Source organism: Streptomyces sp. 150FB (assembly GCF_000818195.1).
Lineage (GTDB): Bacteria > Actinomycetota > Actinomycetes > Streptomycetales > Streptomycetaceae > Streptomyces.
Map to the genome: position 1 here is coordinate 1,555,600 of NZ_JTHL01000001.1, position 26,230 is coordinate 1,581,829.

Here is a 26,230-nt window from a genome sequence, read left to right on the forward strand (position 1 = left end):
TTTTTCCGAGATCACGTTCGCAGACGGCGGATGTGACGGAAAATACACGCCCATATGCGAGGAGTTTCGACGAGTTTAGATTGTATTCAATCCTGGCCACGCTGGGTAGGTCTCTCAGTTGCTCCGTGTCAGCAGACCGCGCAGAAATACCAGGTCGACTTCTTCGAGAGACCGGACAACGGTCCGGCCGGGCGCGGCGGCGATGGGTGCGACGGACGGTACGGCCACCACCCGGCAGCCGGCCGCCTCGGCGGAAGCGACGCCGGTGGCCGTGTCCTCGACGACGACGCAGCGGGTGGGGTCCACGCCCAGGCCGCTCGCCGCGAGGAGGTACGGGTCCGGGTGCGGCTTCGTACGGGCCACCTCGTCGCCCGCGATGCTCAGCCCGAAGTTCTCGGGGCCCAGCGAGACCAGCACCTGGTCGATGATGCGCCGGTGCGAGGCGGAGACCAGGGCGGTCGGCACCTCGTGTGCGGCGAGTTCGGTCAGGAGTCTCGCCGCGCCCGGCATGAGCGGGACGCCGGACCCGATGCGCTCCTCGAACTTCTCGTTGAGCAGTACGGTCAGTTCCGCCACGTCGATGTCGGCGCCGGTGACCTCGATGAGGAATCCGGCGCTGCGGGTCATGGGGCCGCCGACGACGACGTCACGCCAGGCCTCGTCGAGGACGTGGCCGAGGTCCTTGAAGACCTCCACCTCCGCGTCCCACCAGAACCCCTCGGAGTCGACGAGTGTGCCGTCCATGTCGAGGAAGACCGCCTGAAGGGCGGAGCCTTCGGCCGTTCGGGGCAAGGACGCGGGGACCGTACTGGTCATCGGCACACCTCCGTGAGGGACGAGAAGGCCGGCCACCTGCCCGGGAGGGATTTCCCTCCAGGACGGGCGACCGGCCTGCGCTGGACCGATAAGTGTACGACTCGTCCGTGTGTCGCGCTCGCCGGACGGCCGACGGGTCACCCGGCGCCCCGGAACCCCGGCCGCCCGGTGACCCGGTCAGCGTGTCACCGGGTCAGCGGGCGTTGAAGTACTTCGCCTCGGGGTGGTGGATGATGATCGCGTCGGTGGACTGCTCCGGGTGGAGCTGGAACTCCTCGGAGAGCTGCACGCCGATCCGCTCGGGCTGGAGCAGCTCCGCGATCTTCGCGCGGTCCTCCAGGTTGGGGCAGGCCCCGTAGCCGAGTGAGAACCGGGCGCCCCGGTACTTCAGCGCGAACATGTCCTCGACCTGGTCCGGGTCCTCCCCCGCGTACCCCAGCTCGGAACGGACCCTGGCGTGCCAGTACTCGGCCAGTGCCTCGGCGAGCTGGACGGACAGCCCGTGGAGTTCGAGGTAGTCGCGGTAGGCGTTCTTCTCGAACAACTCGGCGGTCGTTCCGCCGATCTTGGAGCCGACGGTGACGACCTGGAGGCCGACGACATCGGTCTCGCCGGATTCCTCCGGGCGGAAGAAGTCGGCGAGGCACAGGCGGCGCCCGCGGCGCTGGCGGGGGAAGGTGAAGCGGGTGCGCTCGGAGCCGTCCTCGCCCAGCAGGATGAGGTCGTCGCCCTTGGACACGCAGGGGAAGTAGCCGTAGACCACGGCGGCCTCCAGCAGGTTCCCGGTGTGCAACTGGTCGAGCCAGCCGCGCAGATGGGGGCGGCCCTCGGTCTCGACCAGCTCCTCGTAGCTGGGGCCGCCCTTGCGGGCTTCCTTGAGGCCCCACTGCCCCTTGAAGAGGGCTCCCTCGTCCAGCCAGGACGCGTAGTCCTTGAGCGGGATGCCCTTGATGACGCGGGTGCCCCAGAACGGCGGTGTGGGTACGGGCGTGTCGATGGCGACGTCCGAGCGGGCCGGGCCGTCCTCGTCGCGCTCCTCGACGACCACGGCCGGCGCCGCCTTGACGCGGCGCTGCTTCAGCTCCGGGAGTACGGCGCCGGGCACGCCGCGCTTGAGGCCGATCAGGGCGTCCATGAGCCGCAGCCCCTCGAACGCGTCGCGGGCGTAGCGCACTTCGCCCTCGTAGATCTCGTGCAGGTCCTGTTCGACGTACGCCCTGGTCAGGGCGGCGCCGCCGAGGATGACCGGGAAGTCGGCCGCCATCTTGCGCTGGTTGAGCTCCTGGAGGTTCTCCTTCATGATCACCGTCGACTTCACCAGCAGGCCCGACATGCCGATGACGTCCGCCTTGTGTTCCTCGGCGGCCTCCAGGATCGCGGAGACGGGCTGCTTGATGCCGAGGTTGACCACGGTGTAGCCGTTGTTGGAGAGGATGATGTCGACGAGGTTCTTGCCGATGTCGTGGACGTCGCCACGGACGGTGGCGAGCACGATGGTGCCCTTGCCGTCGTCGTCGGTCTTCTCCATGTGCGGTTCCAGGTAGGCCACGGCGGTCTTCATGACCTCGGCGGACTGCAGCACGAACGGCAGTTGCATCTGTCCTGAGCCGAACAGTTCGCCGACGACCTTCATGCCGGCCAGCAGTGTGTCGTTGACGATGGCCAGCGCGGGCCGGGTCTGGAGCGCCTCGTCGAGGTCGCCCTCCAGGCCCTTCTTCTCGCCGTCGATGATGCGGCGCTGGAGGCGCTCGTCGAGCGGGAGGGCGAGCAGTTCCTCGGCCCTGCCGTCCTTCATGGACTTGGTGTTGACGCCCTCGAACAGCTCCATCAGCTTCTGGAGCGGGTCGTAGCCCTCTTCGCGCCGGTCGTAGATCAAGTCGTGCGCCGCCTTGACCTGTTCGGCGTCCAGCCGCGCGATCGGCAGGATCTTCGAGGCGTGCACGATCGCCGAGTCCAGTCCGGCCTTGACGCACTCGTCGAGGAAGACGGAGTTGAGGACGATACGGGCGGCCGGGTTGAGGCCGAAGGAGATGTTGGACAGGCCCAGCGTGGTCTGCACGTCCGGGTGCCGGCGCTTCAGCTCGCGGATCGCCTCGATGGTGGCGATGCCGTCCTTGCGGGACTCCTCCTGGCCGGTGCAGATGGTGAAGGTCAGGGTGTCGATGAGGATGTCGGACTCGTGGACGCCCCAGGTACCGGTCAGGTCGTTGATCAGCCGTTCGGCGATGGCGACCTTGTGCTCGGAGGTACGGGCCTGGCCCTCCTCGTCGATGGTCAGCGCGATCAGCGCGGCGCCGTGCTCGACGGCGAGTTCGGTGACCTTCGTGAAGCGGGACTCGGGTCCGTCGCCGTCCTCGTAGTTGACGGAGTTGATGACGGCGCGGCCGCCGAGCTTCTCCAGTCCGGCGCGCAGCACGGGGAGTTCGGTGGAGTCGAGGACCAGCGGCAGGGTGGAGGCGGTGGCGAAGCGGCCGGCGAGTTCGGCCATGTCGGCGACGCCGTCGCGGCCCACGTAGTCGACGCACAGGTCGAGGAGGTGGGCGCCCTCGCGGATCTGGTCGCGGGCCATCTCCACGCAGTCGTCCCAGCGGCCTTCGAGCATGGCCTCGCGGAACTTCTTGGAGCCGTTGGCGTTCGTACGCTCGCCGATGGCGAGGAACGCGGCGTCCTGGCGGAAGGGGACCGTCTGGTAGAGGGAGGCGGCGCCGGGCTCGGGCTGCGGCTCGCGGGCGGCGAGTTCCTTGCCGCGGACGCGCTCGACGACCTGGCGCAGGTGCTCCGGGGTCGTACCGCAGCAGCCGCCGACCAGGGAGAGGCCGTATTCGCTGACGAAGTTCTCCTGCGCGTCGGCCAGTTCACCCGCCGTCAGGGGGTAGTGCGCCCCGTTCTTGCCGAGCACCGGGAGGCCGGCGTTCGGCATGGCCGAGATCGGGATGCGGGAGTGGCGGGCCAGGTAGCGCAGGTGCTCGCTCATCTCGGCCGGGCCGGTGGCGCAGTTGAGGCCGATCATGTCGATGCCGAGCGGTTCCAGCGCGGTGAGCGCGGCGCCGATCTCGGAGCCCAGCAGCATGGTGCCGGTCGTCTCGACGGTCACCGAGCAGATGATCGGCAGGTTGGTGCCGGTGGCCTTCAGGGCCCGCTGCGCGCCGAGGACGGCAGCCTTGGTCTGCAGCAGGTCCTGGGTGGTCTCCACGAGCAGCGCGTCGGCGCCGCCGGCGATCATGCCCTCGGCGTTCTGCTGGTAGGCGTCGCGCAGCGTGAGGTACGGGGCGTGGCCCAGCGTGGGCAGCTTGGTGCCGGGGCCCATCGAGCCGAGCACCCAGCGCTGCTGTCCGGTGGAGGCGGTGAACTCGTCCGCCACCTCGCGGGCGATCCTGGCGCCCGACTCGGAGAGCTCGAAGACCCGCTCGGGAATGTCGTACTCGGCGAGCGCCGCGAAGTTGGCGCCGAAGGTGTTGGTCTCGACGCAGTCGACGCCGACCGCGAAGTACTCCTGGTGCACGGAGCGGACGATGTCCGGGCGGGTCACGTTCAGGACCTCGTTGCAGCCTTCCAGGTCCTGGAAGTCCTCCATCGTGGGGTCCTGGGCCTGGAGCATCGTGCCCATCGCGCCGTCGGCCACCACCACCCGGGTGGCGAGTGCCTCGCGAAAGGCTTCGATACGGGTCCGGCTGTCGGTGGAGGAATTCGGCGACGAGGACATAAACGTACTCCCGGGGCTGCGACGGCTGTCGGCTTTGCGCCTTCTGGAGGAAGGGGCACCCGGCAAGGGTAGCGGGGAGCACCCCGGAGCGCCGTTTCATACCAGGGGACGGACTCCATCCGGGCTCCATCCGGCTCCATCCGGGGGGCGCCGCCCCCGGAAGGCGGGTCCGTCGTGTCACGGACATGCTCGGCATAAGCGGATACTGTTCAGCATTGTCGAACTGTGTGAGGGAGGTCTGTCCTCTGATGGCGAAGAACATCCAGTCGCTGGAGCGCGCCGCGGCGATGCTCCGGCTGCTCGCCGGCGGTGAGCGGCGGCTCGGTCTGTCCGACATCGCCTCCTCGCTCGACCTGGCCAAGGGCACGGCCCACGGGATTCTGCGCACCCTCCAGGCTGAGGGCTTCGTCGAGCAGGACGCGGCTTCGGGCCGCTACCAGCTCGGCGCCGAGCTGCTGCGGCTCGGGAACAGCTACCTGGACGTGCACGAGCTGCGTTCGCGCGCCGTCGTCTGGACGGACGACCTGGCGCGCTCCAGCGGCGAGAGCGTCCATCTCGGGGTCGTGCACCAGCAGGGCGTACTGATCGTCCACCACGTCTTCCGCCCCGACGACAGCCGGCAGGTGCTGGAGGTGGGCGCCATGCAGCCGCTGCACTCGACGGCGCTGGGCAAGGTCCTCTGCGCGTACGACCCGGTGGCGCACAGCGAGGCGGTCGAGGGGAAGCGGGACAGTTTCACCGGGCGGACCGTGACGGACCTGGAGGAGTTCGAGATGTCTCTCGCACTGACCCGGGCGCGCGGCTGGGCGGTCGACATGGAGGAGACCTGGGAGGGGGTCGCCGCCGTGGCCGCCCCCATCCACGACCGGCGCCGGATGCCGGTCGGCGCCATAGCCATCACCGGTGCGGTGGAGCGGCTCCGTACGGGGGACGAGCTGCGTCCCGAGCTGATCGCGGCCGTCCGGGAATGCGCCCGCTCGGTGTCCAGAGAGGTCGGCGCCGGGCGGTTTTGACCGGAAAGGCGGATCATCGGGGGTAGTGACCCGATCCGCGCTGGAGAGCGGGTCGGCGGAAGTCGCGGGACGCCGGGGGCCCGTCCGCCGAGGTGGCCGGGCCGTATGCCGCGGTCACGCCGTGAGCGAGGTTCCGGTGACCGAACCCTTGACGCCGGGTTCGGCTCAGGACGACACTGCCGATCACCGGTCGGCATTGTCGAACACTTGACGATAATGCGAGTTATGGTGTGACAGTGCCAGCGGCCGGTAGAGCCCCCACCCGGGGGCGCGGGCCGATGGCACCAGTCGGAGGTCCGCCATTCACTGGACGAAGGACAAAGGAGTCTCGGGTGTCCAGCCTCGATATCTTCATAGGCGAGACCACAGGTACCGCCATCCTGATCCTGCTCGGCGGCGGCGTTGTAGCCGCTGTCACTCTCAAACGCTCGAAGGCACTCGGCGCCGGCTGGCTCGCCATCAGCTTCGGATGGGGCTTCGCTGTCCTGACCGGCGCGTATCTCTCGGCGGGCGTCTCCGGCGCCCAGCTCAACCCCGCCGTCACCCTGGGTCTCGCGATCGAGGGCGGCACCAAGTGGAGCGACGTACCGCTCTACCTCGGCTCCGAACTGCTTGGCGCGATCATCGGCGCCTTCCTGGTCTGGGTGGTCTACATGGGTCAGTTCACCGCACATCTGACAGACCCCGAGGTCCTCGCCGCACAGCCGGCTGTGGACGGCCTCGTCGACCAGCGGACGGCGCCGAAGGCGGGTCCGGTCCTCGGAATCTTCTCCACGGGCCCCGAGGTCCGCAATGTCGTGCAGAACGTACTGACGGAGGTCATCGCCACATTCGTCCTCGTCATCGCGATCCTGACGCAGGGACTCAACGACAAGGGCAACGGCCTCGGCACGCTGGGTGTGCTGATCACCGCCCTCGTCGTGGTCGCCATCGGTCTCTCGCTGGGCGGACCCACGGGGTACGCCATCAACCCGGCGCGTGACCTCGGTCCCCGCATCGTGCACGCGCTCCTGCCGCTGCCCAACAAAGGCGGCTCGGACTGGTCGTACGCGTGGATTCCGGTGGTCGCTCCGCTGATCGGCGGCGCGGCGGCGGGCGGCTTCTACAACCTCGCCTTCAAATGACCCCCGTACCCCTTCGCACAGAGCAGGAGCAGACACCGTGAGTGAAGCGCAGACCACCGGAATTTCCTCCCACGGGACGGGGCCGTTCATCGCGGCCATCGACCAGGGCACGACATCGAGCCGCTGCGTCGTCTTCGACAAGGACGGCCGGATCGTCGCCGTCGACCAGAAGGAGCACGAGCAGATCTTCCCCAAGCCGGGGTGGGTCGAACACAACGCCAACGAGATCTGGACCAATGTCCAGGAAGTCGTGGCGAACGCCATCGAGAAGGCCGGCATCACCAAGGCCGACGTCCTGGCGATCGGCATCACCAACCAGCGCGAGACCACCATGCTCTGGGACAAGAACACCGGTGAGCAGGTGCACAACGCCATCGTCTGGCAGGACACCCGCACCAGCGGGCTCGTCAAGGAGCTGGGCCGCAACGTCGGCCAGGACCGCTTCAGGCGCGACACCGGTCTGCCGCTGGCCACCTACTTCGCCGGGCCCAAGGCCCGCTGGCTGCTGGACAACGTGGAGGGGCTGCGCGAGCGCGCCGAGAACGGCGACATCCTCTTCGGCACCATGGACTCCTGGGTCATCTGGAACCTGACCGGCGGCGTCAACGGCGGCGTGCACGTCACGGACGTCACCAACGCCTCCCGTACGATGCTGATGCGCCTGGACACGCTCCAGTGGGACCCGAAGATCTGCGCGTCGATCGGCGTTCCGATGGCCATGCTGCCGGAGATCCGTTCCTCGGCGGAGGTGTACGGAACCGTCAAGGGCGGCGTCCTGGACGGCATCCCCGTCGCTTCCGCGCTCGGTGACCAGCAGGCGGCCCTGTTCGGCCAGACCTGTTTCGCCGAGGGCGAGGCCAAGTCGACGTACGGCACCGGCACGTTCATGCTGATGAACACCGCCAACAAGCCGATCAACTCCTACAACGGCCTGCTGACCACGGTCGGTTACCGCATCGGCGACAAGCCGGCGGTGTACGCCCTGGAAGGCTCCATCGCCGTCACCGGCGCGCTCGTGCAGTGGATGCGCGACCAGATGGGGCTGATCAACTCGGCGGCCGAGATCGAGACCCTGGCGTCGTCGGTCGAGGACAACGGCGGCGCGTACTTCGTACCCGCCTTCTCCGGGCTCTTCGCACCGCACTGGGACTCCGGCGCGCGCGGCGTGATCGCCGGCCTCACGGGCTACGTCACCAAGGCGCACATCGCCCGTGCCGTGCTGGAGGCGACGGCCTGGCAGACCCGCGAGATCAGCGACGCCATGACCAAGGACTCGGGGGTCGAGCTGACTTCCCTCAAGGTCGACGGCGGCATGACCTCCAACAACCTGCTGATGCAGAAGCTCGCCGACGTACTCGACGCACCCGTGGTGCGCCCGATGGTCGCCGAGACCACCGTCCTCGGCGCGGCCTATGCCGCCGGTCTCGCCGTCGGCTTCTGGCCGGACACGGACGCGCTGCGCGCCAACTGGCGCAGGGCTGCCGAGTGGACGCCGGACATGGAGCCGGCGGAGCGCGACCGCGAGTACAAGAAGTGGCTCAAGGCCGTCGAGCGGACCAAGGGCTGGATCGACGAGGACGAAAGCTGACGGAGCGGCGCGGCTGAAGAGTTCCGCCGCCGCCCGGCACGACAAGCACGAGGAGTGAGAATGAGCATCCTGCAGAGCGCCCCCGCCCTGGGGACGCACCCCGCCGGCGGTTCGCTGCCGAGCCGCGCCGAGACCCGGGACCAGATGTCACGGGCGACATACGACCTCCTGGTGATCGGAGGCGGCATCCTGGGCATCTCCACCGCCTGGCATGCCTCCCAGTCGGGTCTGCGGGTGGCCCTGGTGGACGGTGGCGACTTCGCCGGCGCCACGTCCTCCGCCTCCTCCAAACTGCTCCACGGCGGTCTGCGCTACCTGCAGACCGGCGCGGTGAAACTCGTCGCCGAGAACCACTTCGAACGGCGGGCCGTCTCCCGCCAGGTGGCCCCCCACCTGGCGAACCCGCTCACCTTCTACCTGCCGGTCTACAAGGGCGGACCGCACGGCGCGGCCAAGCTCGGCGCCGGCGTCTTCGCCTACTCGGCGCTCTCCGCCTTCGGCGACGGCGTCGGCCACGTCATCAGCCCGGCGAAGGCGCGGCGCGCCGTACCCGAACTCCGTACGGACAACCTCAAGGCCGTGGCCGTCTACGGCGACGACCAGATGAACGACGCCAGGATGGCGCTGATGACGGTGCGCGCCGCCGTAGAGTCCGGCGCCACCGTCCTCAACCACGCCTCGGTCACCGGGCTGCGCTTCACCCAGGGACGGGTGACGGGCGCCGAACTCCGGGACAACATGGACGGCTCCGAGTTCGGCGTCGACGCGCGCCTCGTCCTCAACGCCACCGGCCCGTGGGTCGACCACCTGCGGAAGATGGAGGACCCGGGCGCCGACCCCTCCATCCGGCTCTCCAAGGGCGCGCACCTCGTACTGAAGCGCAGCGCCCCCTGGCAGGCGGCGCTCGCCACGCCCATCGACAAGTACCGCATCACCTTCGCCCTCCCCTGGGAGGACATGCTGCTGCTCGGCACGACGGACGAGTCGTACGAGGGTGAGCCGGCCGATGTCTCCGTCACCGAGAAGGACATCCACCAGATCCTGGACGAGGCCTCGCTGTCCGTGCGCGACCAGCAGCTCTCGCGTGATCTGATCACGTACTCCTTCGCGGGTCTGCGGGTGCTGCCCGGCGGTCCCGGTGACACCTCGACCGCCAAGCGCGAGACGGTGGTGACCGAGGGCAGGGGCGGCATGCTGTCGGTGGCCGGCGGCAAGTGGACGACGTTCCGTCATATCGGCCGTACGGTCATGAACAAGCTGGCCGATCTGCCGGGGCATCCGCTCTCCGACCACATGGAGCCGATCGCCGATCTGCCGAAGAAGCTCCCGCTGCCGGGCATATCCAACCCGAAGGCGGTCGCGCACCGGCTGATGATCGACGGCGGCGGCGCCGGGCCCTCGATGGCCGAGGACACCGCGCACCACCTCGCGACGCACTACGGTTCGCTGGCGTTCGACATCGTGCGCCTCGCGAACGAGCACCCCGAGCTGGGCGAGCGCATGCATCCGCAGGCGCCCGAGATATGGGCGCAGGCCGTGTACGCCCGCGACCACGAGTGGGCCGAGACGGTGGACGACGTGCTGCGCCGCCGTACGACCCTGACGATCAGGGGGCTCGACACGGACGCCGTCCGCGCCAGGGTCGAGGAGCTGCTGGCACAGCCCCGGCGGAGCTGACGGCCGCCGAGCGCTGAGCGCCTTTTGGCCGCTGTCTGACGGATGAGGGACGGTTCCTTGACCTGGAGCCGTCCCTCTTTCGCGTCCGGCGACGCATAATGGGGGCCGATACATCGGATGTCTGGAGGTCGCCCATGGCTGTCACCGACGAGGCCATAGAGAAGATCAAGGGAATGATCGTCTCCGGCGCGCTGCGCCCCGGCGACCGCCTCCCCAAGGAGAGCGAACTCGCCGCCGACCTCGGTCTGTCCCGCAACTCGCTCCGCGAGGCGGTACGGGCGCTGTCGCTCATCCGCATCCTGGATGTGCGGCAGGGCGACGGTACGTATGTCACCAGCCTCGACCCGCAGCTCCTGCTCGAAGCGCTCAGCTTCGTCGTGGACTTCCACCGGGACGACACGGTGCTGGAGTTCCTCGCGGTGCGCAGGATCCTGGAGCCGGCGGCGACGGCGATGGCGAGCGGCCTGATCACCGCGGAGGCGCTCGACACGCTGAGCGGGCAGCTCGACGCGCTCGGCGAGGACCCCTCGGTGGAGCAACTGGTCGCCTCCGACCTGGAGTTCCACCGGGGCATCGTCCAGTCGTCGGGCAACTCGGTGCTGTGCTCGCTGCTGGACGGCCTCTCCGGGCCGACGACCAGGGCGCGGATCTGGCGCGGGCTGACCCAGGAGGACGCGGTCAGCCGTACGCTCCACGAGCACCGGGCGATCCTCGCCGCGCTGCGCGACCGTGACGCCGACGCCGCCAGATCCTGGGCCACGGTGCATATCGCGAGTGTGGAGATGTGGCTGCGCTCGACGCTGTGAACGCGCTCCGGCCCCCGGCTCCGTGATCCTCTACGGAGCGGGGGGCCGGAGCCGGGGCCGGCAGTGGGTCCGGGGCGTCCCCGGCGCTGTCAGTCCTGTTTCTCGCCGCTCGCGAAGCGCGAGATGACCAGCGCGACGATGATGATCGCGCCGTTGAGGAACTGGTTCCAGAGCGCGGGCACCCCGCCGAGTGTCATCACGTTCACCACGAGCTGGAGGGTCAGCACACCCGTCAGCGCGCCGAAGAGCGTGCCGCGCCCGCCCTTCAGGCTGATCCCGCCGATGACGGCGGCGGCGAAGACCTGGAAGATCCAGCCGTTGCCCTGGTTGGCGGCGACCGAGCCGTAGTGGCCGGTGTAGAGCACACCGGCGAAGCCGGCCAGCAGCCCGCCGACGGCGAGGACGACCCAGGTGATCCGGTCCACCCGGATACCGGCGGCGCGCGCCGCCTCCGGGTTGCCGCCGATGGCGTACAGCGCCCGTCCGTGCCGCAGCCAGGCCAGGACGCAGCCGCCGATGGCGAAGAGCGCGAGGCAGATCCAGACCGCCGCCGGCACCCCCAGCCAGGAGGTCTTGCCCAAGTAGCGGAAGGAGTCCGGGACTTCGGTGATCGACTTGCCCTCGGTGATGCCGATCTGAAGGCCGCGCAGCATGGTCAGCATGCCGAGCGTGGCGATGAAGCCGTTGACCCGCAGTTTGAGCATCAGGAAGCCGTTGACGACCCCGACGGCGAGACCGGCCAGCAGGCACAGCGGGATCGCCGACCAGGTGGGCAGCAGGCCGAGACCGGTGAACCGCCCGCCGGAGGACGGCAGTACGAGCCACATCGCGATGACCGGAGCGATGCCGATCGTCGACTCCAGCGACAGGTCCATCCGCCCGGTGATGAGGATCAGCGCCTCACCGAGCACCAGCAGGCTCAGCTCGGACGACTGCTGGACCACACTGATCAGGTTGTTGGAGGTGAGGAAGACCGGCGAGACGATGAAGCCGATCACCATCAGCACAAGGATCACCGGCACGAGCGAGAAGTCGCTCCACCTGATGAGTTTGAGCCTGCCGCGCGGACCCGGTTCCGTGGTCCGCTCCGCCACCGGCGGACGTATCGTGTCGGTCATTCCCTTTCCCCCACACCTTCCATGGCGGCGACCAGTTCCTGGTCGGACCACCCACTGCCGAACGTGGCCACCACACGGCCGTGGAACAGGGCAAGCACCCGGTCGCACACCCGCAGATCGTCCAGCTCGTCCGAGATGATCACGGCGGCGCTGCCTTCGTCGGCCACCGTGCGAACCACGCCGAGCAGCGAGTCCTTCGACTTCACGTCGACGCCCGCCGTGGGGCGTACGGCCACCAGCGCGCTGGGGCCCCGGGCCAGCGCCCGGGCGACGACGACCTTCTGCTGATTGCCGCCGGACAGACCGGAGACCGGCTGCTCGGGTCCGGTGGTCTTGATGTCCAGCGAGTCGATCATGGACCGCGCGAACTCCCGTGTCCGGGAGGGCAGTACGGTCCCCCACGGGCCGAGCTGGTCGGCGACCGTGAGCGTGGCGTTCTCGGCCACACTGCGCTGCATGACGAGCCCCTGGAGGTGCCGGTCCTCGGGGATGTAGCCGATCCCGGCGTCGAGGGCGTGCGGGACGCTGCCCGGTTTCACGGTGGCGCCCCGCATGGAGATCCGCCCCGAGGTCGCCTTCCGCATCCCGACGAGGATCTCGCCGAGCGCGGTGTTGCCGCTGGCGGCTCCTCCGGCGACACCGAGCACCTCACCGGGCCGTACCGCGAGGTCGATCGGCTCGAACTCCCCCTCAAGGGCGAGCCCTTCGGTACGCAGTACGGGCTCCACGCTCTCGTCGGGCGCGGTGTTGTGCGCGGCGTGCCAGGCGGCCGCCGTGCCCGCCGACTCCCCCGTCATCGCCGTCACCAGCTCCGTCTTGCTCAGCTCGGCGACCGGGGCGGTCAGCACATGCCGGGCGTCGCGGTAGACGGTGACGGTGGTGCACAGCTCGTACACCTCTTGCAGATGGTGCGAGATGAAGAGGAACGCCACTCCCTGGCCCTGGAGTTCGCGGAGTTTGTCGAAGAGCCGCTCGATGCCGCGCGCGTCGAGCTGCGCCGTCGGCTCGTCCAGGATGATCAGCCGGGCACCGAAGGACAGCGCCCGGGCGATCTCGACGAACTGCCGCTGCTCGACCGGGAGATCCTTCGCGCGGACGCCCGGGTCGACGTCCACGCCGTATCCGGCGAGCAGGTCCTGGGCTCGTTTGCGCAGCCCCCGCCAACTGATGAAGCGGCTGCCGGACCCTTCGAGGCCGTAGTTGTTCAGGAACAGGTTCTCGGCGACGGTGAGGTCCGGCACGACCATCGACTTCTGGTAGACACACGCGACCTTGGACTGCCAGGCCGTGGTGTCGCCGTAGGCGGGCGCGGGCTCGCCGCCGAAGGTCACCTGTCCCTCGTCGGGGCTGTGCAGCCCGGTGAGGACGCTGACGAGAGTGGACTTGCCCGCTCCGTTGCGCCCGACGAGGGCGTGTGACTCGCCGGCGTGGACCGTGAGCCGGACACCGTCGAGCGCGACGGTGGGACCGAAGCGCTTGACGATGCCTTCCGCGTGTACCGCGGCGGGTGCTGCCTGATCCATGGCTAGTTCTTCTTGTCCAGTTGGTTGGCCCACAGCTTCGCGTCGTCCACGTTGTCCTTGGTCACGAGCGGCGCGGGGAGCTGGTCCTCCAAGCCGTTCGGGATCTTGATGATGTTGGAGTCGTGGTCCGTCGGGCCGACCTTCTGCTTCTTGCCGGCCAGCGCGTCCTTGGCGTACTGGAGCGCGTACTTGGCGTACAGGTCGGCCGGCTGCGAGACGGTGGCGTCGATCTTGCCCTGCCGGATCGCGTCGAACTCCTGCGGGATGCCGTCGTTGGAGATGATCGTGATGTGTCCGGGGGTGCCGGGGGCCTTCAGGAGCTTCTTCTGCTCCAGCAGGGCCAGGGTCGGCTGGAGGAAGACGCCGCCCGCCTGCATGTAGATCCCGTTGAGGTCGGGGTTGGCCGCCAGTGTGGACTGGAGCTTGGCCGAGGCGACGTCGCCGGCCCAGTTGGTGACCAGCTCGAAGACCTTGATGCCGGGGAAGTTCTTGTCCATGCAGGACTTGAACGCCTCGGACCGGTCACGGCCGTTGATGGAGGACAGGTCGCCCTGGAACTCGGCGACCTTGCCCTTGCCCTTGAGCTGCTTGCCGAGGAACTGGCAGGCCTGCTCGCCGTAGGCGCGGTTGTCGGCGCGTACGACCATGTAGACCTGACCCTTGTCGGGCCGGGTGTCGACGCTGATCACGGGTATCTTCTTCTCGTTCAGCGTGTTGAGCGCCTCGGTCACGGCGCCCGTGTCCTGCGGGGCCATGACAATCGCTTTGGCGCCCTGCTCCTGGAACGCCTGCACGTTGGCGACCAGTTTGCCGATGTCGTTCTGCGAGTTGGACAGCGGGAGCGCGTCGACCACGCCGTCCTTCACGCCCTGTTCGACGTATCCCTGGTAGGAGTTCCAGAAGTCGCTGTCGCTGCGCGGCAGATCGATGCCCACCTTGCCGCCGCTGCCCGAAGCGCCCTTCGATTCCTCGCGGTTGCAGCCCGCCAGCGCCGTGACGGCGAGCAGCACGGCGCAGGCCGCCGCGCTCGTCGTACGGATTCTGCCGAGTGGGCGTCGCCCCACGGAGTTTCGCAGCATGGATGTCCCGTCCTTAGGCTTGGTGTTGTCGGCTCTGGTGTGTCGGCTCGTGGGGCGCGTCAGTTGTGGGGTGTGTCAGCTTGTGGTGTGTCAGTTCGGGCTGTGTCAGCTTGTGGGGCGCAGGCGCAGGCCCTGCATTCCACCGTCGACGGCGAGCGCCGTCCCCGTGACGGCGGCGGCCGCCGGGCTCGCGAGGTAGACGACGGCGGCGGCGACCTCGTCGGCGCTGACCAGCCGGCCCGTGGGCTGGCGTGCGGCGAGCGCGGCGCGTTCGGCCGCCGGATCGGGTGCGCTGTCCAGCAGCCGGCCGATCCAGGGTGTGTCGGCGGTGCCGGGGTTGACGCAGTTGACGCGGATGCCTTCGCGGATGTGGTCGGCCGCCATCGCCAGGGTCAGCGAGAGTACCGCGCCCTTGCTGGCGCTGTAGAGGGCGCGTTGGGGCAGGCCGGCCGTGGCGGCGATGGAGCAGGTCTGGGTGATCGAGACGCAGCCGGGCCGCTCGGCGGCTGAGCGGCGCAGGTGGGGTACGGCGTGGCGCGCGGTGCGGACCATGCCGAGGACGTTGATGTCGAGGACCCGGTGCCACTCGTCGTCGGCGTTGTCGAGGACGGTGCCCTGGGCGCCGATGCCCGCGTTCGACACGACCGTGTGCAGGGCGCCGAACTCGGCGGCGGCGGCGTCGACCGCCGCCTTGACCGCCGCGTCGTCGGTGACGTCCGCCTTGAGCGCCAGCGTCCCTTCCGGCGCGCCCGCGGTCTCCCGGTCGAGTACGGCGACCCGGGCGCCGCGCGCGACGAGCAGCGTCGCGATGGCCGCCCCGATGCCGGAGGCGCCGCCGGTCACCAGGGCGCCGAGCCCTTCGAAGTCGGGTATCTGTGCTGCCGTCACGAACTGACCTCCTGGGTGGTGCGACGGGCCCGCCAGACGGGTCCGTCGGGATAGCTGTACTCGGCGATGGACTCCGGGAGCATCCGGGCGGAGAAGCCGGGTGCCGACGGGGTCTCGTAACGCCCGTTCACGATCACGGCGGGGTCGGCGAAGTGCTCGTGGAGGTGGTCGACGTACTCGATGACCCGGTCCTCCCACTCCCCCGACACGGCGACGTAGTCGAACATCGACAGGTGCTGGACCAGCTCGCAGAGCCCGACGCCGCCCGCGTGCGGGCAGACGGGCACGCCGTACTTGGCGGCGAGCAGCAGGATCGCCACGTTCTCGTTGACCCCGGCGACCCTGGCCGCGTCGATCTGTACGAAGTCGACGGCCCCGGCCTGGAGGAGCTGCTTGAAGACGACCCGGTTGGCGACGTGCTCACCGGTGGCGACCTTGACCGGCTGGCCGGCCCTGATGGCGGCGTGGCCGAGGATGTCGTCGGGGCTGGTGGGCTCCTCGATCCAGTGCGGTTCGTACGGCGCGAGCGCGGACATCCAGCGCAGCGCCTCCGCCACGTCCCAGCGCTGGTTGGCGTCGACGGCGATCCGGATGTCGGGGCCGACGGCGGAGCGCGCGAGCTTCATCCGGCGTACGTCGTCGTCGAGGTCTCCGCCGACCTTCAGCTTGATCTGCTCGAAGCCGTCGGCGACGGCCTGCTTGGCGAGCGTGACGAGCTTGGTGTCGGAGTAGCCGAGCCAGCCGGGCGACGTGGTGTACGCGGCGTAGCCCCGCTCCCGCAGGCTCTCGGCGCGCCCGGCCCTGCCCGGTTCGGCGGCGCGGAGGATCTCCAGCGCCTCGTCGGGGGTGAGCGCGTCCGTCAGGTAGCGGAAGTCGACGAGCGAGACCAGTTCCTCGGGTGTCATCGAAGCGAGGAACTCCCAGACGGGCTTTCCCGCCTGCTTGGCCGCCAGGTCCCAGGCCGCGTTGACGACGGCGCCCGCCGCCATGTGCATGACGCCCTTCTCGGGGCCGAGCCAGCGGAGCTGCGAGTCATGGGTGAGCTCGAAGTAGAGCGCGGCGAGGCCGGCCGCGCCGACCGGTGCCGGGCGCCCCACGACGTAGGGCCGAAGCGCCTCGATGGCGGCGGCGGTGACCTCATTGCCGCGCCCGATGGTGAAGCAGAAGCCGTGACCCTCGGAGCCGTCCGTGGTACGCAGGACCACATAGGCGGCCGAGTAGTCGGGGTCCGGGTTCATGGCGTCGGAGCCGTCGAGCTGTTCCGAGGTGGGAAAACGGATGTCGTGAACCTCGAACCCCGTGACGGTCTGACTCATGCACGCCCCCTTGAAGAACATCGGATCTCTTTCGGTCATCCGATGTATAGCGCCGCAACCGGCTAAACGTCCAGGGCTGAGCAGAAAATAACCCGTACAGCTCGGATGAATATGGGGATGCACACCCCAGCGCGCCGATCCGTGCAGCACCACCCCGAAGTTCACCCGGGTGAGGACAGTGACTGCGGACCGCCAGGTGGAAAGCCGTAAGGTTGGTCCGGAGATTAAGGGAACTTCGGAAGGAGGCACTGGGTGATCGAGCTCGAGGGGGTACCCGAGCTGATCGACCCGGTCATGGTGGCCGCGTTCGAGGGCTGGAACGACGCGGGCGACGCAGCCTCCACGGCGGTCGGCCATCTGGACCGGGAGTGGAAGGGCGAGGTGTTCGCGGCGCTCGACGCCGAGGACTACTACGACTTCCAGGTCAACCGGCCCACGGTGCATCTGGACGGCGGTACGCGGAAGGTCGTCTGGCCGACGACCAGACTCTCGGTGGTCCGGGTCGGCGGCGACACCCCGCGCGACCTGGTGCTGGTCCGCGGCATCGAGCCGTCCATGCGGTGGCGCTCCTTCTGCAACGAGATCCTGGGCTTCGCCCATGAGCTGGGTGTGGAGATGGTCGTCATCCTGGGAGCGCTGCTGGGCGACACCCCGCACACCCGCCCCGTACCGGTCAGCGGGGTGACCTCGGACGCGGACCTGGCCAGGACGATGGACCTGGAGGAGACGCGGTACGAGGGGCCGACCGGCATCGTCGGCATCCTCCAGGAGGCCTGTACGCACGCGGGTGTTCCGGCGGTGAGCCTGTGGGCGGCCGTGCCGCACTACGTGTCCCAGCCGCCCAACCCGAAGGCGACGCTGGCGCTCCTCAACCGTCTTGAGGACCTGATCGGTCTGCGCATCCCGCAGGGCGAACTGGCCGAGGACGCGCGGGCCTGGCAGCTCGGTGTGGACCAACTGGCCGCCGAGGACAGCGAGGTGGCGGAGTACGTCCAGTCGCTGGAGGAGGCGCGGGACACCGCGGAGCTTCCGGAGGCTTCCGGCGAGGCCATCGCCCGGGAGTTCGAGAGGTATCTGCGGCGGCGTGACGGCGGTCCCGGGCAGCCGGGGAGCGGTACCGCCGGGGCCGGCGGCCATGCCACGGAGAGCGGCGAGGGGCCGTACCGGCGTGACGCACCCGGCGGCAAGGGCCGGCCGCCGAAGGCACAGCGCAGCGGTCCCGAGCCGGGCGCCGAGCCCGAGCAGGGGCCGCAGGAGCCCGGACCTGAGCCGGACGACGGGGAAGATTCATCCGAGGACTGAGAGCGCCTCAGGTACGAAGCGGGGCCGGGGTCTTGAGCGGGCGTCAGGTGTCTTGAGGGGCCCCGGCATTACGCGGGCCCCAGGTGTGAAGCAGGCCCCGGGTATGAAGCAGGCCCAGGTGTGAAGCAGGCCGAGGTAAGAAGCAGGAGGGGGGCGGCGCCGGTCCGGCGCCGCCCCCTCCTGTCGTACGCCGTTCTAGAGCGCGACGCCCATGAGCGCGTCGACGGCGCGTGACACCACGCCGGGCGCGCCCTCCTCCGTACCCCCACCGGACTGCTGGAGCGCCGCCCAGCGGTCGACGGCGGCCAGCGCCGCCGGGGAGTCCAGGTCGTCCGACAGGGCCGCCCTGATCTCCTCGACGAGCGCGTCGGCGGAGGGCCCGTCGGGCCGGGACACGGCGGCACGCCAGCGGCCGAGGCGGTCGACGGCGTCCTGGAGCACCTGGTCGGTCCACTCCCAGTCCGACCGGTAGTGGTGGGCGAGGAGCGCGAGGCGGATGGCCGCCGGGTCCACGCCGTCCCGCCGCAGCGTCGAGACGAATACCAGGTTGCCCCTGGACTTGGACATCTTCTCGCCGTCCAGGCCCACCATCCCGGCGTGCACGTACGCCTGGGCGAAGGGGTGCTCGCCGGTCAGCACCTGCGCGTGGGAGGCGCCCATCTCGTGGTGCGGGAAGGCCAGATCGCTGCCGCCGCCCTGGACGTCGAAGCCCATGCCGAGATGGTCGAGGGCGATGGCCACACACTCGATGTGCCAGCCGGGCCTGCCACGCCCCAGCGTGCCCCCGTCCCAGCTCGGCTGGTCGGGGCGGGCCGCCATCCAGAGCATCGGGTCGAGGGGGTTCTTCTTGCCGGGCCGGTCCGGGTCGCCGCCGCGCTCGGCCGACAGCAGCCGCATGGCCGCGGCGTCGAGCCGGGAGACCTCACCGAAGTGCGGGTCGGCGGCGACCGAGAAGTAGACGTCCCCTTCGAGGTCGTACGCGGCTCCGGCGTCCCGCAGCCGCTCGACGAGCGGCACGATGCCCGGTATCGCCTCGACGGCGCCGATGTAGTGCTTGGGCGGCAGCATCCGGAGCGCGGTCATGTCCTCGCGGAACAGCTTCGTCTCGCGCTCGGCGAGAGCCACCCAGTCCTCGCCGTCCCGCTGCGCGCGCTCCAGCAGCGGATCGTCGACATCGGTCACGTTCTGTACGTAGTGAACCTGCCGCCTCGTGTCGAGCCAGATCCTCTGGACGAGGTCGAACGCGTTGTAGGTCGCCGCGTGCCCCATATGGGTCGCGTCGTACGGCGTGATGCCGCAGACATAGATTCGGGCGACAGGACCGGGCTCGAGGGTGACTCGGCCACCTGTCGAGCTGTCATGGATCCTCAGGTCGCGGCCCTTGCCAGGCAGGGCGGGAACCTCGGAAGCGGGCCAAGCATGCATGTCATGAGCGTAACCGGACCACAGTTCTGAGACCGAACCGGATACGGAATACGTCTCTCAGACCGGCGGCCAGGGGATGGCGGGCCACTGTCCTGACGGCTCCGGGTGGCATCCCGTGTGGCGCAGCTCACGCACCCGCGCCCTCACCGCTTCGGTCTCGGCGGGCGTGATCAGGGCGGCCAGCCGGGTGGCGAGCGGCTCGCCCTCGGCCAGCTCCTTCTCCAGCCGCGCCAGCACGTCCTTGGCCTCGTCGGTCAGCGGGTCGCCCGCCCAACCCCACAGCAGGGTGCGCAGTTTGTCGTCCACGTTGAACGTGACGCCGTGGTCGATGGCGTAGAGCCCCCCGCCGGGTGCCGGGAGGAGATGCCCGCCCTTGCGGTCGCCGTTGTTGATCACCGCGTCGAGCACGGCGAGGCGGCGCAGCCGCTCGTCGTCCGCGTGCACCAGCAGGGCCGTCCGCCCCTCGCCGACCTCGGCGAAGCCGACCGCCTTCCACCCCTCGGAGGGCTCCTCCTCCTCGACGAGCGCCAGCAGCGCGGGGGCGGCTTCGGCCTCGCCGTCGCCGTCATCGCCCTCGTCGCCGCCGTCGGGTGCCTCGATCCAGAGCTGGCACATGCCCTCGCCGTACGGTCCTTCGCGCAGCACGGTGGGCGGTACGAGCCCCCAGCCGGTCGCCTCGGACACCTCGTACGCCGCCACCTCGCGCTGGGCGAGCGTGCCGTCGGGGAAGTCCCAGAGCGGCCGCTCCCCCGCGACGGGCTTGTAGACGCAGTGCGCCTCCTGGCCCTCGTACGAGACGGAGCAGTAGAGCACCGCGTTGGACGCCTCGGCGACGCGTCCGAGTACGGCCAGCTCGCCCTTGGTGAGCAGATCCACCGTGGTCAGGCTCCGCGGCGGTATCCGTTCTGGCGCGGGCATACGTGTCCTTCCGGATCGAGCGGCAGGCTGCACAGCGGACACGGCGGCCGGCCCGCGTTCACGACGTCGAGGGCGCGCTTGGCGAAGGCCCGCGCCTGGGAGCCCGAGAGCCGTACGCGGAGCATCGGCGGACCGTTCTCCTCGTCCTGGAGCAGGCGCTCCTCGGCGTCGGCGAGATCCTCGTCGGTGTCGGCGTCGAGTTCGACCAGCGCCTGCGCCTCGACGATCATGCGCTGCTCGTCACCGTCCCAGGCCAGCGCCATGGTGCCGACCCGGAACTCCTCCTCGACGGGGGCGTCGAGCGGAGCCGAGTCGGCGACGTCGGGGGGCGCTACGGCCGGGACCGGGGCGTTGCCGCCGGTACGGCGCACCACCTCGTCGAGCAGTTCGTCGATGCGTTCGGCGAGGGCGGCCACCTGCGTCTTCTCCAGGGCGACGCTGGTGACACGCCCCGCCGCTGAAGCCTGCAGGAAGAACGTACGGCGTCCAGGCAGCCCGACCGTGCCGGCCACGAAGCGGTCCGGCGGATCGTAGAGGTACACCTGACGGGACACGTCCTGTCTCCCTTGGAAATTGGTGTGGGGACGGATGGATGAGGAAGTGCGGAAGAACAAAAGAGGCAAAGGGCGGACCGTGGCTCCGGGAGGTTCCCCGGATCACACGGACGGCGCGTCCACCCTACTGCGCGGAGCGATCACGGTGCTCCCGCACCGCCCCCTACGACGCCGGTCCCGGCACCCGACTCCTCGCGCGGGGCGAGGCCGCTGAGGTCGCCGGTGTCGCCGACCCGCATCACGAAGGGGCTCAGCCGGGTGTAGCGGATGACCGTCACCGAACAGGGGTCGACGTGGATCCGCTGGAAGTGGTCGAGGTGGGTGCCGAGGGCGTCGGCGACGATCGACTTGATGATGTCGCCGTGCGAGCACATGACGAAGACGGCGTTCTCGCCGTGCTCCTCCTCGACGCGCGCGTTCCACTCCCGTACGGCCTCGACGGAGCGTGCCTGCATCGCGCGCATGGATTCGCCGCCGGGGAACGCCGCCGCCGAGGGCTGCCGCTGGACGACCTCCATCAGCGGTTCGTCGTTCAGCTCGGAGAGTTTGCGGCCCGTCCACTCGCCGTAGTCGCACTCACCGATGCGCTCGTCGGGGTGGACCTGGAGTTCGGGCCTGGCGTCGAGCAGCGGCCGCAGGGTCTCCCGGCAGCGCTGGAGCGGGCTGGTGACCGCGGTGACAATGGGCACACCGTCCAGCCGCCGCCGCAGCGCGGCTGCCTGCTCGGCGCCGCGCTCGTCGAGGGCGACGCCCGGTGTCCAGCCCGCGAGCAGCCCTGCGGTGTTGGCGGTGGACCGCCCGTGACGTACGAGTATCAGCGTGGCCATGCCGGTCAGCCTAAGCCGCGGTGGGGTGCCGCTGGTGCGTAGGGGGCAGGGACGGGGGAAGAATGGCGGCCGTGATCGTGGACTGTGCCATTTACCGCGACGGACACCGCACCGCCGGGCCCGCCGACTTCTCCGACGCCCTCACCGAGGCACGCTCCTCGGGGGACACCTTTCTCTGGCTCGGGCTCCACGAGCCGACGCGGGAGGAGTTCTCGCTCGTCAGCAGCGAGTTCGGACTGCATCCGCTGGCCGTCGAGGACGCGCTCAGCGCCCATCAGCGGCCCAAGCTGGAGATCTACGACGACTCGCTGTTCGTGGTGCTCAAGCCCGTGTCGTACGAGCCCGAATCCGACACGGTCAGCACGGGCGAGCTGATGGTGTTCATTGGTGATTCGTTCGTGGTGACGGTCAGGCACGGCGAGGGCGCCCCGCTCGGCGACGTACGCAGGCGGCTGGAGACGCAGCCCGAGGTTCTGGAGAAGGGGCCGACTGCGGTCCTGTACGCGGTCAGCGACTCGATCGTGGACGACTACATCGACATCGCCGGGGAGCTCCAGGTCGACCTGGAGGAGCTGGAGGCCGCGGTGTTCGCGCCCGACGGGGGCGACGCGGGGCGCGGGGCTTCGGGCAAGAACGCCTATCCCACGTCGACCGCCGCCAAGATCTACAACTTCAAGCGGCAGGTGCAGGAGTTCCGCCGGGCGACCGGGCCGCTGACCGCGCCCATGACGCGGCTGGCGGGCCAGGGGGTGCCCTTCGTGCACGATCAGGCACGGCCGTTCTTCCGGGACGTCAACGACCATCTCGCGCACGCCAACGAGCAGGTGGAGTCGCTGGACCGGCTGCTGTCGGACATCCTGTCGGCGCATCTCGCGCAGATGGGCGTCCGGCAGAACGACGACATGCGGAAGATCTCGGCGTGGGCGGCGATGGCCGCCGTGCCCACGCTGGTCGCGGGGATCTACGGGATGAACTTCGAGCACATGCCGGAGCTGACATGGACGTGGGGCTACCCGGCCGTGATCGCGCTGATGATCTCGGTGGTGTTCGGCCTGTACCGCCAGTTCAAACGGCGTGGCTGGCTCTGAGGGGCTTGAGAGGTCTGAGCGGCCTGAGGGCCCTGAGACAGGCTCCTGAGACAGGCTGAGGAGGCTTTCCGGGCCCCCGGGGAGTCCTGCCGGGGGCCCGGAGGCTCTCAGACCGCGGGGGCGGCGGTCACCGGGGCGTTGAGGGCGTCGAGTCGCTCCGGCATCGCGAGCCCCACCATCCGGCGCCAGCCGCCGGCCCGCTCGTACCCGTACATCGCGTTGATGCCGGTGACGAGCAGCGCCGACTTCGCGGCCGGCCAGCACAGGATGTCGCCCATGTAGCCCATCACCGCGAGGCTCACCTGCCGGTAGACGGCGATCTCGGACTTGGCGCACTCCTGGAGGGTGCGGTGGATGAGCCGGCCGTGGCCCGCCTTGGCCAGCCGCAGCAACTCCTCGTTGCAGTAGGCGAGGTGGTTGTCCTCGTCGCTGCTGATCATCCGGACGGCCCTGCCGACCTCGGGGTCGTCGCCGAAGTACTTCCGCAGCATCACCATCTGGTCGGCGGCCCGCTGCTCGGTGACCCTGCTGTGCGAGAGGTAGACGACGATGTCCTGCTCGGTGAGCTGTTCGTCGGCGCGCAGCTTCTCGTGCGCGAGGCCGATCCCGCGCGCCTCCAGCAGAGCCGTGTAGTCGGTCTCGAAGGGGACGGCGACGGGGTCGAGTTCGCGCTTCTTCAGCAGGGCATTGAAGAGCCGGCCGTGCTTGTCCTCGTCCGCGCCGTGCCGGACGATCTTGGGGGCGAGGTCGCGCATGCTCGTGGGGACGAGCGCGGCGATACGGCCGTTCTCCCAGCCTCCCTGGGTCTCGCCGCTGGCCGCGATGGAGCAGAAAAGCTGGAAGGAACGATCGTCGTCCAGGATCTCCTGGAACAGGCTTCGGGCCGAAAGCATCACTGCACCTCCATACAGACGTCCGCAGAAAATGAGTCAAATGGGGTGCGGGGTGAGCGGCAACAGCTCAGGCCCTCCGCTGGGCCGAAAGAAGTAACAGCAACGGCACGTCCGGCGCGTAACCAAGAACCTCCGGGCGCGTTGAGGTAAGTGACGGCCGTGGCGGGGAAGACCCCCGAGCCCCCACCACGGCCGCGGCCTTACGAGGCGAGGCCCGAGCGCTCCAGCGCCTCGGTGCCGACGCGGAGCGCGGCGAGGCGGTCGTCGAGGGTGAAGCCGGCCGGCGAGAGGGTCAGGGTGGTGACGCCCGCCGCGGCGTACGCCTGCATTCCCTCGGCGATCCGCTCCACGGGGCCGAGCAGCGTGGTCGAGTCGATGAGCTGGTGCGGCACGGCGGCGGCGGCGCCCGTCTTGTCGCCCGAGAGGTACTTCTCCTGGATCTCGGCCGCCTCCTTCTCGTACCCCATGCGCGAGGCGAGCTGGTTGTAGAAGTTCTGCTTGCGGCTGCCCATGCCCCCGACGTAGAGCGCGGTGTACGCGCGGAAGGTGTCGGCGAGCGCGGTCACGTCGTCGCCGACGGCGATCGGGACGGTGGGGCAGACGTCGAAGCCGTCCATGGTCAGGCCCGCCTTCTCGCGGCCCGCACGCAGATAGCTGATCGCCGTCTCTTCGAGGTGCTCGGCGGACGGGAAGATCAACAGGGCGCCGTCGGCGATCTCGCCGGTCTGCTCCAGGTTCTTCGGGCCGATCGCGGCGATGTAGAGCGGGATGTGCTCGCGCTCCGGGTGGACGGTGAGCTTGATCGGCTTGCCGGGGCCGCCGGGCAGCGGCAGCGTCCAGTGCTCGCCCTCGTACGAGAGGCGCTCGCGGGACATCGCCCTGCGGACGATCTCGACGTATTCGCGGGTGCGGGCGAGCGGCTTGTCGAACTTGACCCCGTACCAGCCCTCGGAGACCTGCGGTCCGGACACTCCGAGGCCGAGGCGGAAGCGGCCGCCGGACAGGGAGTCGAGCGTGGCCGCCGTCATGGCGGTCATGGCGGGCTGGCGGGCCGGGATCTGCATGATCGCGGAGCCGATGTCGATGGACTCCGTCCGCGAGGCGACCCAGCTCAGCACGGTCGGGGCGTCGGAGCCGTACGCCTCGGCGACCCAGCAGACGTCGTAACCGAGCCGGTCGGCCTCCTGCGCGACCAGGAGGTTGTCGCTGTCCATCCCCGCGCCCCAGTACCCGAGGTTGATGCCGAGCCGCATAACCACTCCCTTGTTCATCTACTCATCAGTAACGTCTCTGTGTCCCGGACTCTAGCGCGCGGCCTCCGGCGACGTCAGGGCCAGGTTGGCCCGGGCCCCTCTGCCTCAGGGGTTCCGGACAGTAATCTCAGCCACCATGGAGCAGAGGCATCTCGGCCGTACAGGCCTGCGTGTGTCCCGGATCGGGCTCGGCACCCTGACCTGGGGACGGGACACCGACGAGCATGACGCCGCCGACCAGTTGAAGGTTTTCTGGGAGGCGGGCGGCACCCTCGTCGACACCGCGGACGTGTACGGGGGCGGGGATTCCGAATATCTGCTCGGACAGCTCGTGGAGAGACTCGTACCGCGCAGGGATCTGATCATCGCCACCAAGGCGGGCAGCGTCCCGGACCCCGACCGGCGCTTCGACGGCTCGCGCGGACATCTGCTCGCCGCGCTCGACGCCTCGCTGGAGCGGCTCGGCACGGACTATGTGGATCTGTGGCAGGTCCACGCCTTTGACACCGAAACCCCGCTGGAGGAGACGCTCCACACCCTGGACATCGCGGTCAGCAGCGGCCGGGCGCGGTACGCGGGCGTGTCGAACTTCTGCGGATGGCAGCTCGCCAAGGCCGCGACCTGGCAGCTCGCCTCGCCCGGTATACGGACCCGCCTCGCCAGTACGCAGATGGAGTACTCGCTGCTCCAGCGCGGCATCGAGCGGGAGGTGCTGCCAGCCGCGATCGACCTGGGCGTCGGCCTGCTGCCCTCGTCGCCGCTCGGCCGGGGGGTGCTCACCGGTAAGTACCGGCACTCGACGCCGCCGGATTCGCGCGGCGCGTCGGACCAGTTGTCGCTGTTCGTGGAGCCGTATCTGGACGAGGCGGCGAGCCGGATCGTGGACGCGGTGGTGACGGCGGCCGACGGGCTGGCCACCACGCCGATCGAGGTGGCGCTCGCGTGGATCAGGGACCGGCCGGGGGTGGTGGCGCCGATCGTCGGCGCGCGCAACGCGCAGCAGCTCATGGCGGCTCTGTCAGTGGAGACCCTTAGTCTTCCTGACGAGATCTGCCAGGCGCTCGACGATGTGTCGGCGCCCGTGCACCGCTATCCCGACCAGGACTGGAGCACGCTGTGAGTACGGACCACGAGACCGCGGAGGCGGCCGAGGCCGCCACCGAGGACACCGCCGGGGCCGGCGGAGACACCGCGGCGGCGCGGGGCGAGGTGCGTGCCGAGGCGGCGGAGGACGTCGAGGGCGCGGAGGGCGTCGCGGACGTCGAGGGCGTCGCGGACGTCGAGGGCGCGGATTCCGGGGACGCCGGTGCGGCTGGGGG

Annotated in this window: 21 protein-coding genes and 1 pseudogene; 9 read left to right on the top strand and 13 right to left on the bottom strand. The window is 69.7% G+C overall.

The features are described from left to right. Positions 1–114 precede the first annotated feature (114 nt). Together QR77_RS06310 and metH are read right to left on the bottom strand one after the other, a co-directional pair. The gene (locus QR77_RS06310) at positions 115–816 is read right to left on the bottom strand and encodes an HAD family phosphatase (RefSeq protein ID WP_040020188.1); all 702 of its coding nucleotides are present in this window, start codon (positions 814–816) and stop codon (positions 115–117) included. A gap of 193 nt (positions 817–1,009) precedes the next feature. Next, positions 1,010–4,519: a methionine synthase gene (metH, locus tag QR77_RS06315; RefSeq protein WP_040020190.1), complete on the bottom strand. Its 3,510-nt coding sequence runs from the start codon at positions 4,517–4,519 to the stop codon at positions 1,010–1,012. Between the two features lie 248 nt (positions 4,520–4,767). On the opposite strand from metH, the gene QR77_RS06320 reads away from it, so the two are divergent. The 5 genes from QR77_RS06320 to QR77_RS06340 all read left to right on the top strand — a co-directional run bounded on the left by QR77_RS06320 (position 4,768) and on the right by QR77_RS06340 (position 10,727). Further along, a complete protein-coding gene (locus QR77_RS06320) occupies positions 4,768–5,532 on the top strand; it encodes an IclR family transcriptional regulator (protein ID WP_040020192.1) in 765 nt (254 codons plus the stop codon). Positions 5,533–5,864: 332 nt separating this feature from the next. Further along, a complete protein-coding gene (locus QR77_RS06325; protein ID WP_040020194.1) occupies positions 5,865–6,656 on the top strand; it encodes an MIP/aquaporin family protein in 792 nt (263 codons plus the stop codon). Between the two features lie 37 nt (positions 6,657–6,693). Then, positions 6,694–8,244, top strand: a complete 1,551-nt coding sequence (gene glpK, locus QR77_RS06330; protein ID WP_040020196.1) for a glycerol kinase GlpK — start codon at positions 6,694–6,696, stop codon at positions 8,242–8,244. 60 nt (positions 8,245–8,304) lie between these two features. Next, a complete protein-coding gene (locus tag QR77_RS06335) occupies positions 8,305–9,921 on the top strand; it encodes a glycerol-3-phosphate dehydrogenase/oxidase (protein ID WP_040020197.1) in 1,617 nt (538 codons plus the stop codon). Positions 9,922–10,055: 134 nt separating this feature from the next. Further along, entirely contained in the window at positions 10,056–10,727 is a 672-nt protein-coding gene (locus tag QR77_RS06340; protein ID WP_040020198.1) for a FadR/GntR family transcriptional regulator, read from the top strand. An 89-nt stretch (positions 10,728–10,816) separates the two neighbouring features. Here the strand turns inward: QR77_RS06340 and QR77_RS06345 are convergent, their stop codons facing one another. From QR77_RS06345 to QR77_RS06365, 5 genes are all read right to left on the bottom strand, one after another. Further along, positions 10,817–11,845, bottom strand: a complete 1,029-nt coding sequence (locus tag QR77_RS06345; protein ID WP_040020199.1) for an ABC transporter permease — start codon at positions 11,843–11,845, stop codon at positions 10,817–10,819. Further along, on the bottom strand, positions 11,842–13,368 hold the full coding sequence (locus QR77_RS06350; protein WP_040020200.1) for a sugar ABC transporter ATP-binding protein: 1,527 nt from the start codon (positions 13,366–13,368) through the stop codon (positions 11,842–11,844). Before QR77_RS06350 ends, QR77_RS06345 begins: the two co-directional genes overlap by 4 nt. A 2-nt stretch (positions 13,369–13,370) precedes the next feature. Beyond that, entirely contained in the window at positions 13,371–14,447 is a 1,077-nt protein-coding gene (locus QR77_RS06355; RefSeq protein ID WP_052488567.1) for a sugar ABC transporter substrate-binding protein, read from the bottom strand. A gap of 105 nt (positions 14,448–14,552) precedes the next feature. Further along, positions 14,553–15,335: an SDR family oxidoreductase gene (locus tag QR77_RS06360; protein ID WP_040020202.1), complete on the bottom strand. Its 783-nt coding sequence runs from the start codon at positions 15,333–15,335 to the stop codon at positions 14,553–14,555. Next, positions 15,332–16,651, bottom strand: a complete 1,320-nt coding sequence (locus QR77_RS06365) for an enolase C-terminal domain-like protein (RefSeq protein WP_040027395.1) — start codon at positions 16,649–16,651, stop codon at positions 15,332–15,334. Before QR77_RS06365 ends, QR77_RS06360 begins: the two co-directional genes overlap by 4 nt. 252 nt (positions 16,652–16,903) lie before the next feature. Here QR77_RS06365 and QR77_RS06370 point away from each other — a divergent pair, with 252 nt between their 5' ends. Then, the gene (locus QR77_RS06370) at positions 16,904–17,953 is read left to right on the top strand and encodes a PAC2 family protein (protein ID WP_040020204.1); all 1,050 of its coding nucleotides are present in this window, start codon (positions 16,904–16,906) and stop codon (positions 17,951–17,953) included. A gap of 195 nt (positions 17,954–18,148) precedes the next feature. Here the strand turns inward: QR77_RS06370 and mshC are convergent, their stop codons facing one another. The 4 genes from mshC to QR77_RS06390 all read right to left on the bottom strand — a co-directional run bounded on the left by mshC (position 18,149) and on the right by QR77_RS06390 (position 21,677). After that, positions 18,149–19,378 carry a cysteine--1-D-myo-inosityl 2-amino-2-deoxy-alpha-D-glucopyranoside ligase gene (mshC, locus tag QR77_RS06375; RefSeq protein ID WP_040020206.1) on the bottom strand — a complete coding sequence of 410 codons (1,230 nt, stop codon included), beginning with the start codon at positions 19,376–19,378 and terminating at the stop codon, positions 18,149–18,151. Positions 19,379–19,435: 57 nt separating this feature from the next. Next, on the bottom strand, positions 19,436–20,296 hold the full coding sequence (locus QR77_RS06380) for an SCO1664 family protein (protein WP_040020208.1): 861 nt from the start codon (positions 20,294–20,296) through the stop codon (positions 19,436–19,438). Further along, entirely contained in the window at positions 20,260–20,850 is a 591-nt protein-coding gene (locus QR77_RS06385; protein ID WP_040020210.1) for a DUF3090 domain-containing protein, read from the bottom strand. The genes QR77_RS06380 and QR77_RS06385 overlap by 37 nt, the downstream gene beginning before the upstream one ends. Before the next feature lie 140 nt (positions 20,851–20,990). Beyond that, positions 20,991–21,677 carry a histidine phosphatase family protein gene (locus QR77_RS06390; RefSeq protein WP_040020212.1) on the bottom strand — a complete coding sequence of 229 codons (687 nt, stop codon included), beginning with the start codon at positions 21,675–21,677 and terminating at the stop codon, positions 20,991–20,993. A gap of 62 nt (positions 21,678–21,739) precedes the next feature. Here QR77_RS06390 and corA point away from each other — a divergent pair, with 62 nt between their 5' ends. Further along, positions 21,740–22,765: a magnesium/cobalt transporter CorA gene (gene corA / locus QR77_RS06395; protein WP_040020213.1), complete on the top strand. Its 1,026-nt coding sequence runs from the start codon at positions 21,740–21,742 to the stop codon at positions 22,763–22,765. A gap of 107 nt (positions 22,766–22,872) precedes the next feature. On the opposite strand, the gene QR77_RS06400 is transcribed toward corA, so the two are convergent. Further along, on the bottom strand, positions 22,873–23,658 hold the full coding sequence (locus tag QR77_RS06400; protein ID WP_040020214.1) for a hypothetical protein: 786 nt from the start codon (positions 23,656–23,658) through the stop codon (positions 22,873–22,875). Between the two features lie 200 nt (positions 23,659–23,858). Beyond that, the gene (locus QR77_RS06405) at positions 23,859–24,911 is read right to left on the bottom strand and encodes an LLM class F420-dependent oxidoreductase (protein WP_040020216.1); all 1,053 of its coding nucleotides are present in this window, start codon (positions 24,909–24,911) and stop codon (positions 23,859–23,861) included. A 136-nt stretch (positions 24,912–25,047) separates the two neighbouring features. Between QR77_RS06405 and QR77_RS06410 the strand changes: the two genes are divergently transcribed. Together QR77_RS06410 and QR77_RS46515 are read left to right on the top strand one after the other, a co-directional pair. Further along, complete coding sequence (locus QR77_RS06410) at positions 25,048–26,031, top strand: aldo/keto reductase (protein ID WP_040020218.1); 984 nt, start codon at positions 25,048–25,050, stop codon at positions 26,029–26,031. Then, positions 26,028–26,230, top strand: a pseudogene (locus QR77_RS46515) (hypothetical protein); the annotation flags it as partial. The gene QR77_RS06410 and the pseudogene QR77_RS46515, both read left to right, overlap by 4 nt.

Coding starts and splice junctions, on each gene's coding strand:
- QR77_RS06310 (WP_040020188.1), bottom strand. CDS start 816: ATGACCAGTACGGTCCCCGCGTCCTTGCCCCGAACGGCCGAAGGCTCC.
- metH (WP_040020190.1), bottom strand. CDS start 4,519: ATGTCCTCGTCGCCGAATTCCTCCACCGACAGCCGGACCCGTATCGAA.
- QR77_RS06320 (WP_040020192.1), top strand. CDS start 4,768: ATGGCGAAGAACATCCAGTCGCTGGAGCGCGCCGCGGCGATGCTCCGG.
- QR77_RS06335 (WP_040020197.1), top strand. CDS start 8,305: ATGAGCATCCTGCAGAGCGCCCCCGCCCTGGGGACGCACCCCGCCGGC.
- QR77_RS06340 (WP_040020198.1), top strand. CDS start 10,056: ATGGCTGTCACCGACGAGGCCATAGAGAAGATCAAGGGAATGATCGTC.
- QR77_RS06345 (WP_040020199.1), bottom strand. CDS start 11,845: ATGACCGACACGATACGTCCGCCGGTGGCGGAGCGGACCACGGAACCG.
- QR77_RS06350 (WP_040020200.1), bottom strand. CDS start 13,368: ATGGATCAGGCAGCACCCGCCGCGGTACACGCGGAAGGCATCGTCAAG.
- QR77_RS06355 (WP_052488567.1), bottom strand. CDS start 14,447: ATGCTGCGAAACTCCGTGGGGCGACGCCCACTCGGCAGAATCCGTACG.
- QR77_RS06365 (WP_040027395.1), bottom strand. CDS start 16,651: ATGAGTCAGACCGTCACGGGGTTCGAGGTTCACGACATCCGTTTTCCC.
- mshC (WP_040020206.1), bottom strand. CDS start 19,378: ATGCATGCTTGGCCCGCTTCCGAGGTTCCCGCCCTGCCTGGCAAGGGC.
- QR77_RS06380 (WP_040020208.1), bottom strand. CDS start 20,296: ATGCCCGCGCCAGAACGGATACCGCCGCGGAGCCTGACCACGGTGGAT.
- QR77_RS06390 (WP_040020212.1), bottom strand. CDS start 21,677: ATGGCCACGCTGATACTCGTACGTCACGGGCGGTCCACCGCCAACACC.
- corA (WP_040020213.1), top strand. CDS start 21,740: ATGGCGGCCGTGATCGTGGACTGTGCCATTTACCGCGACGGACACCGC.
- QR77_RS06400 (WP_040020214.1), bottom strand. CDS start 23,658: ATGCTTTCGGCCCGAAGCCTGTTCCAGGAGATCCTGGACGACGATCGT.
- QR77_RS06405 (WP_040020216.1), bottom strand. CDS start 24,911: ATGCGGCTCGGCATCAACCTCGGGTACTGGGGCGCGGGGATGGACAGC.
- QR77_RS06410 (WP_040020218.1), top strand. CDS start 25,048: ATGGAGCAGAGGCATCTCGGCCGTACAGGCCTGCGTGTGTCCCGGATC.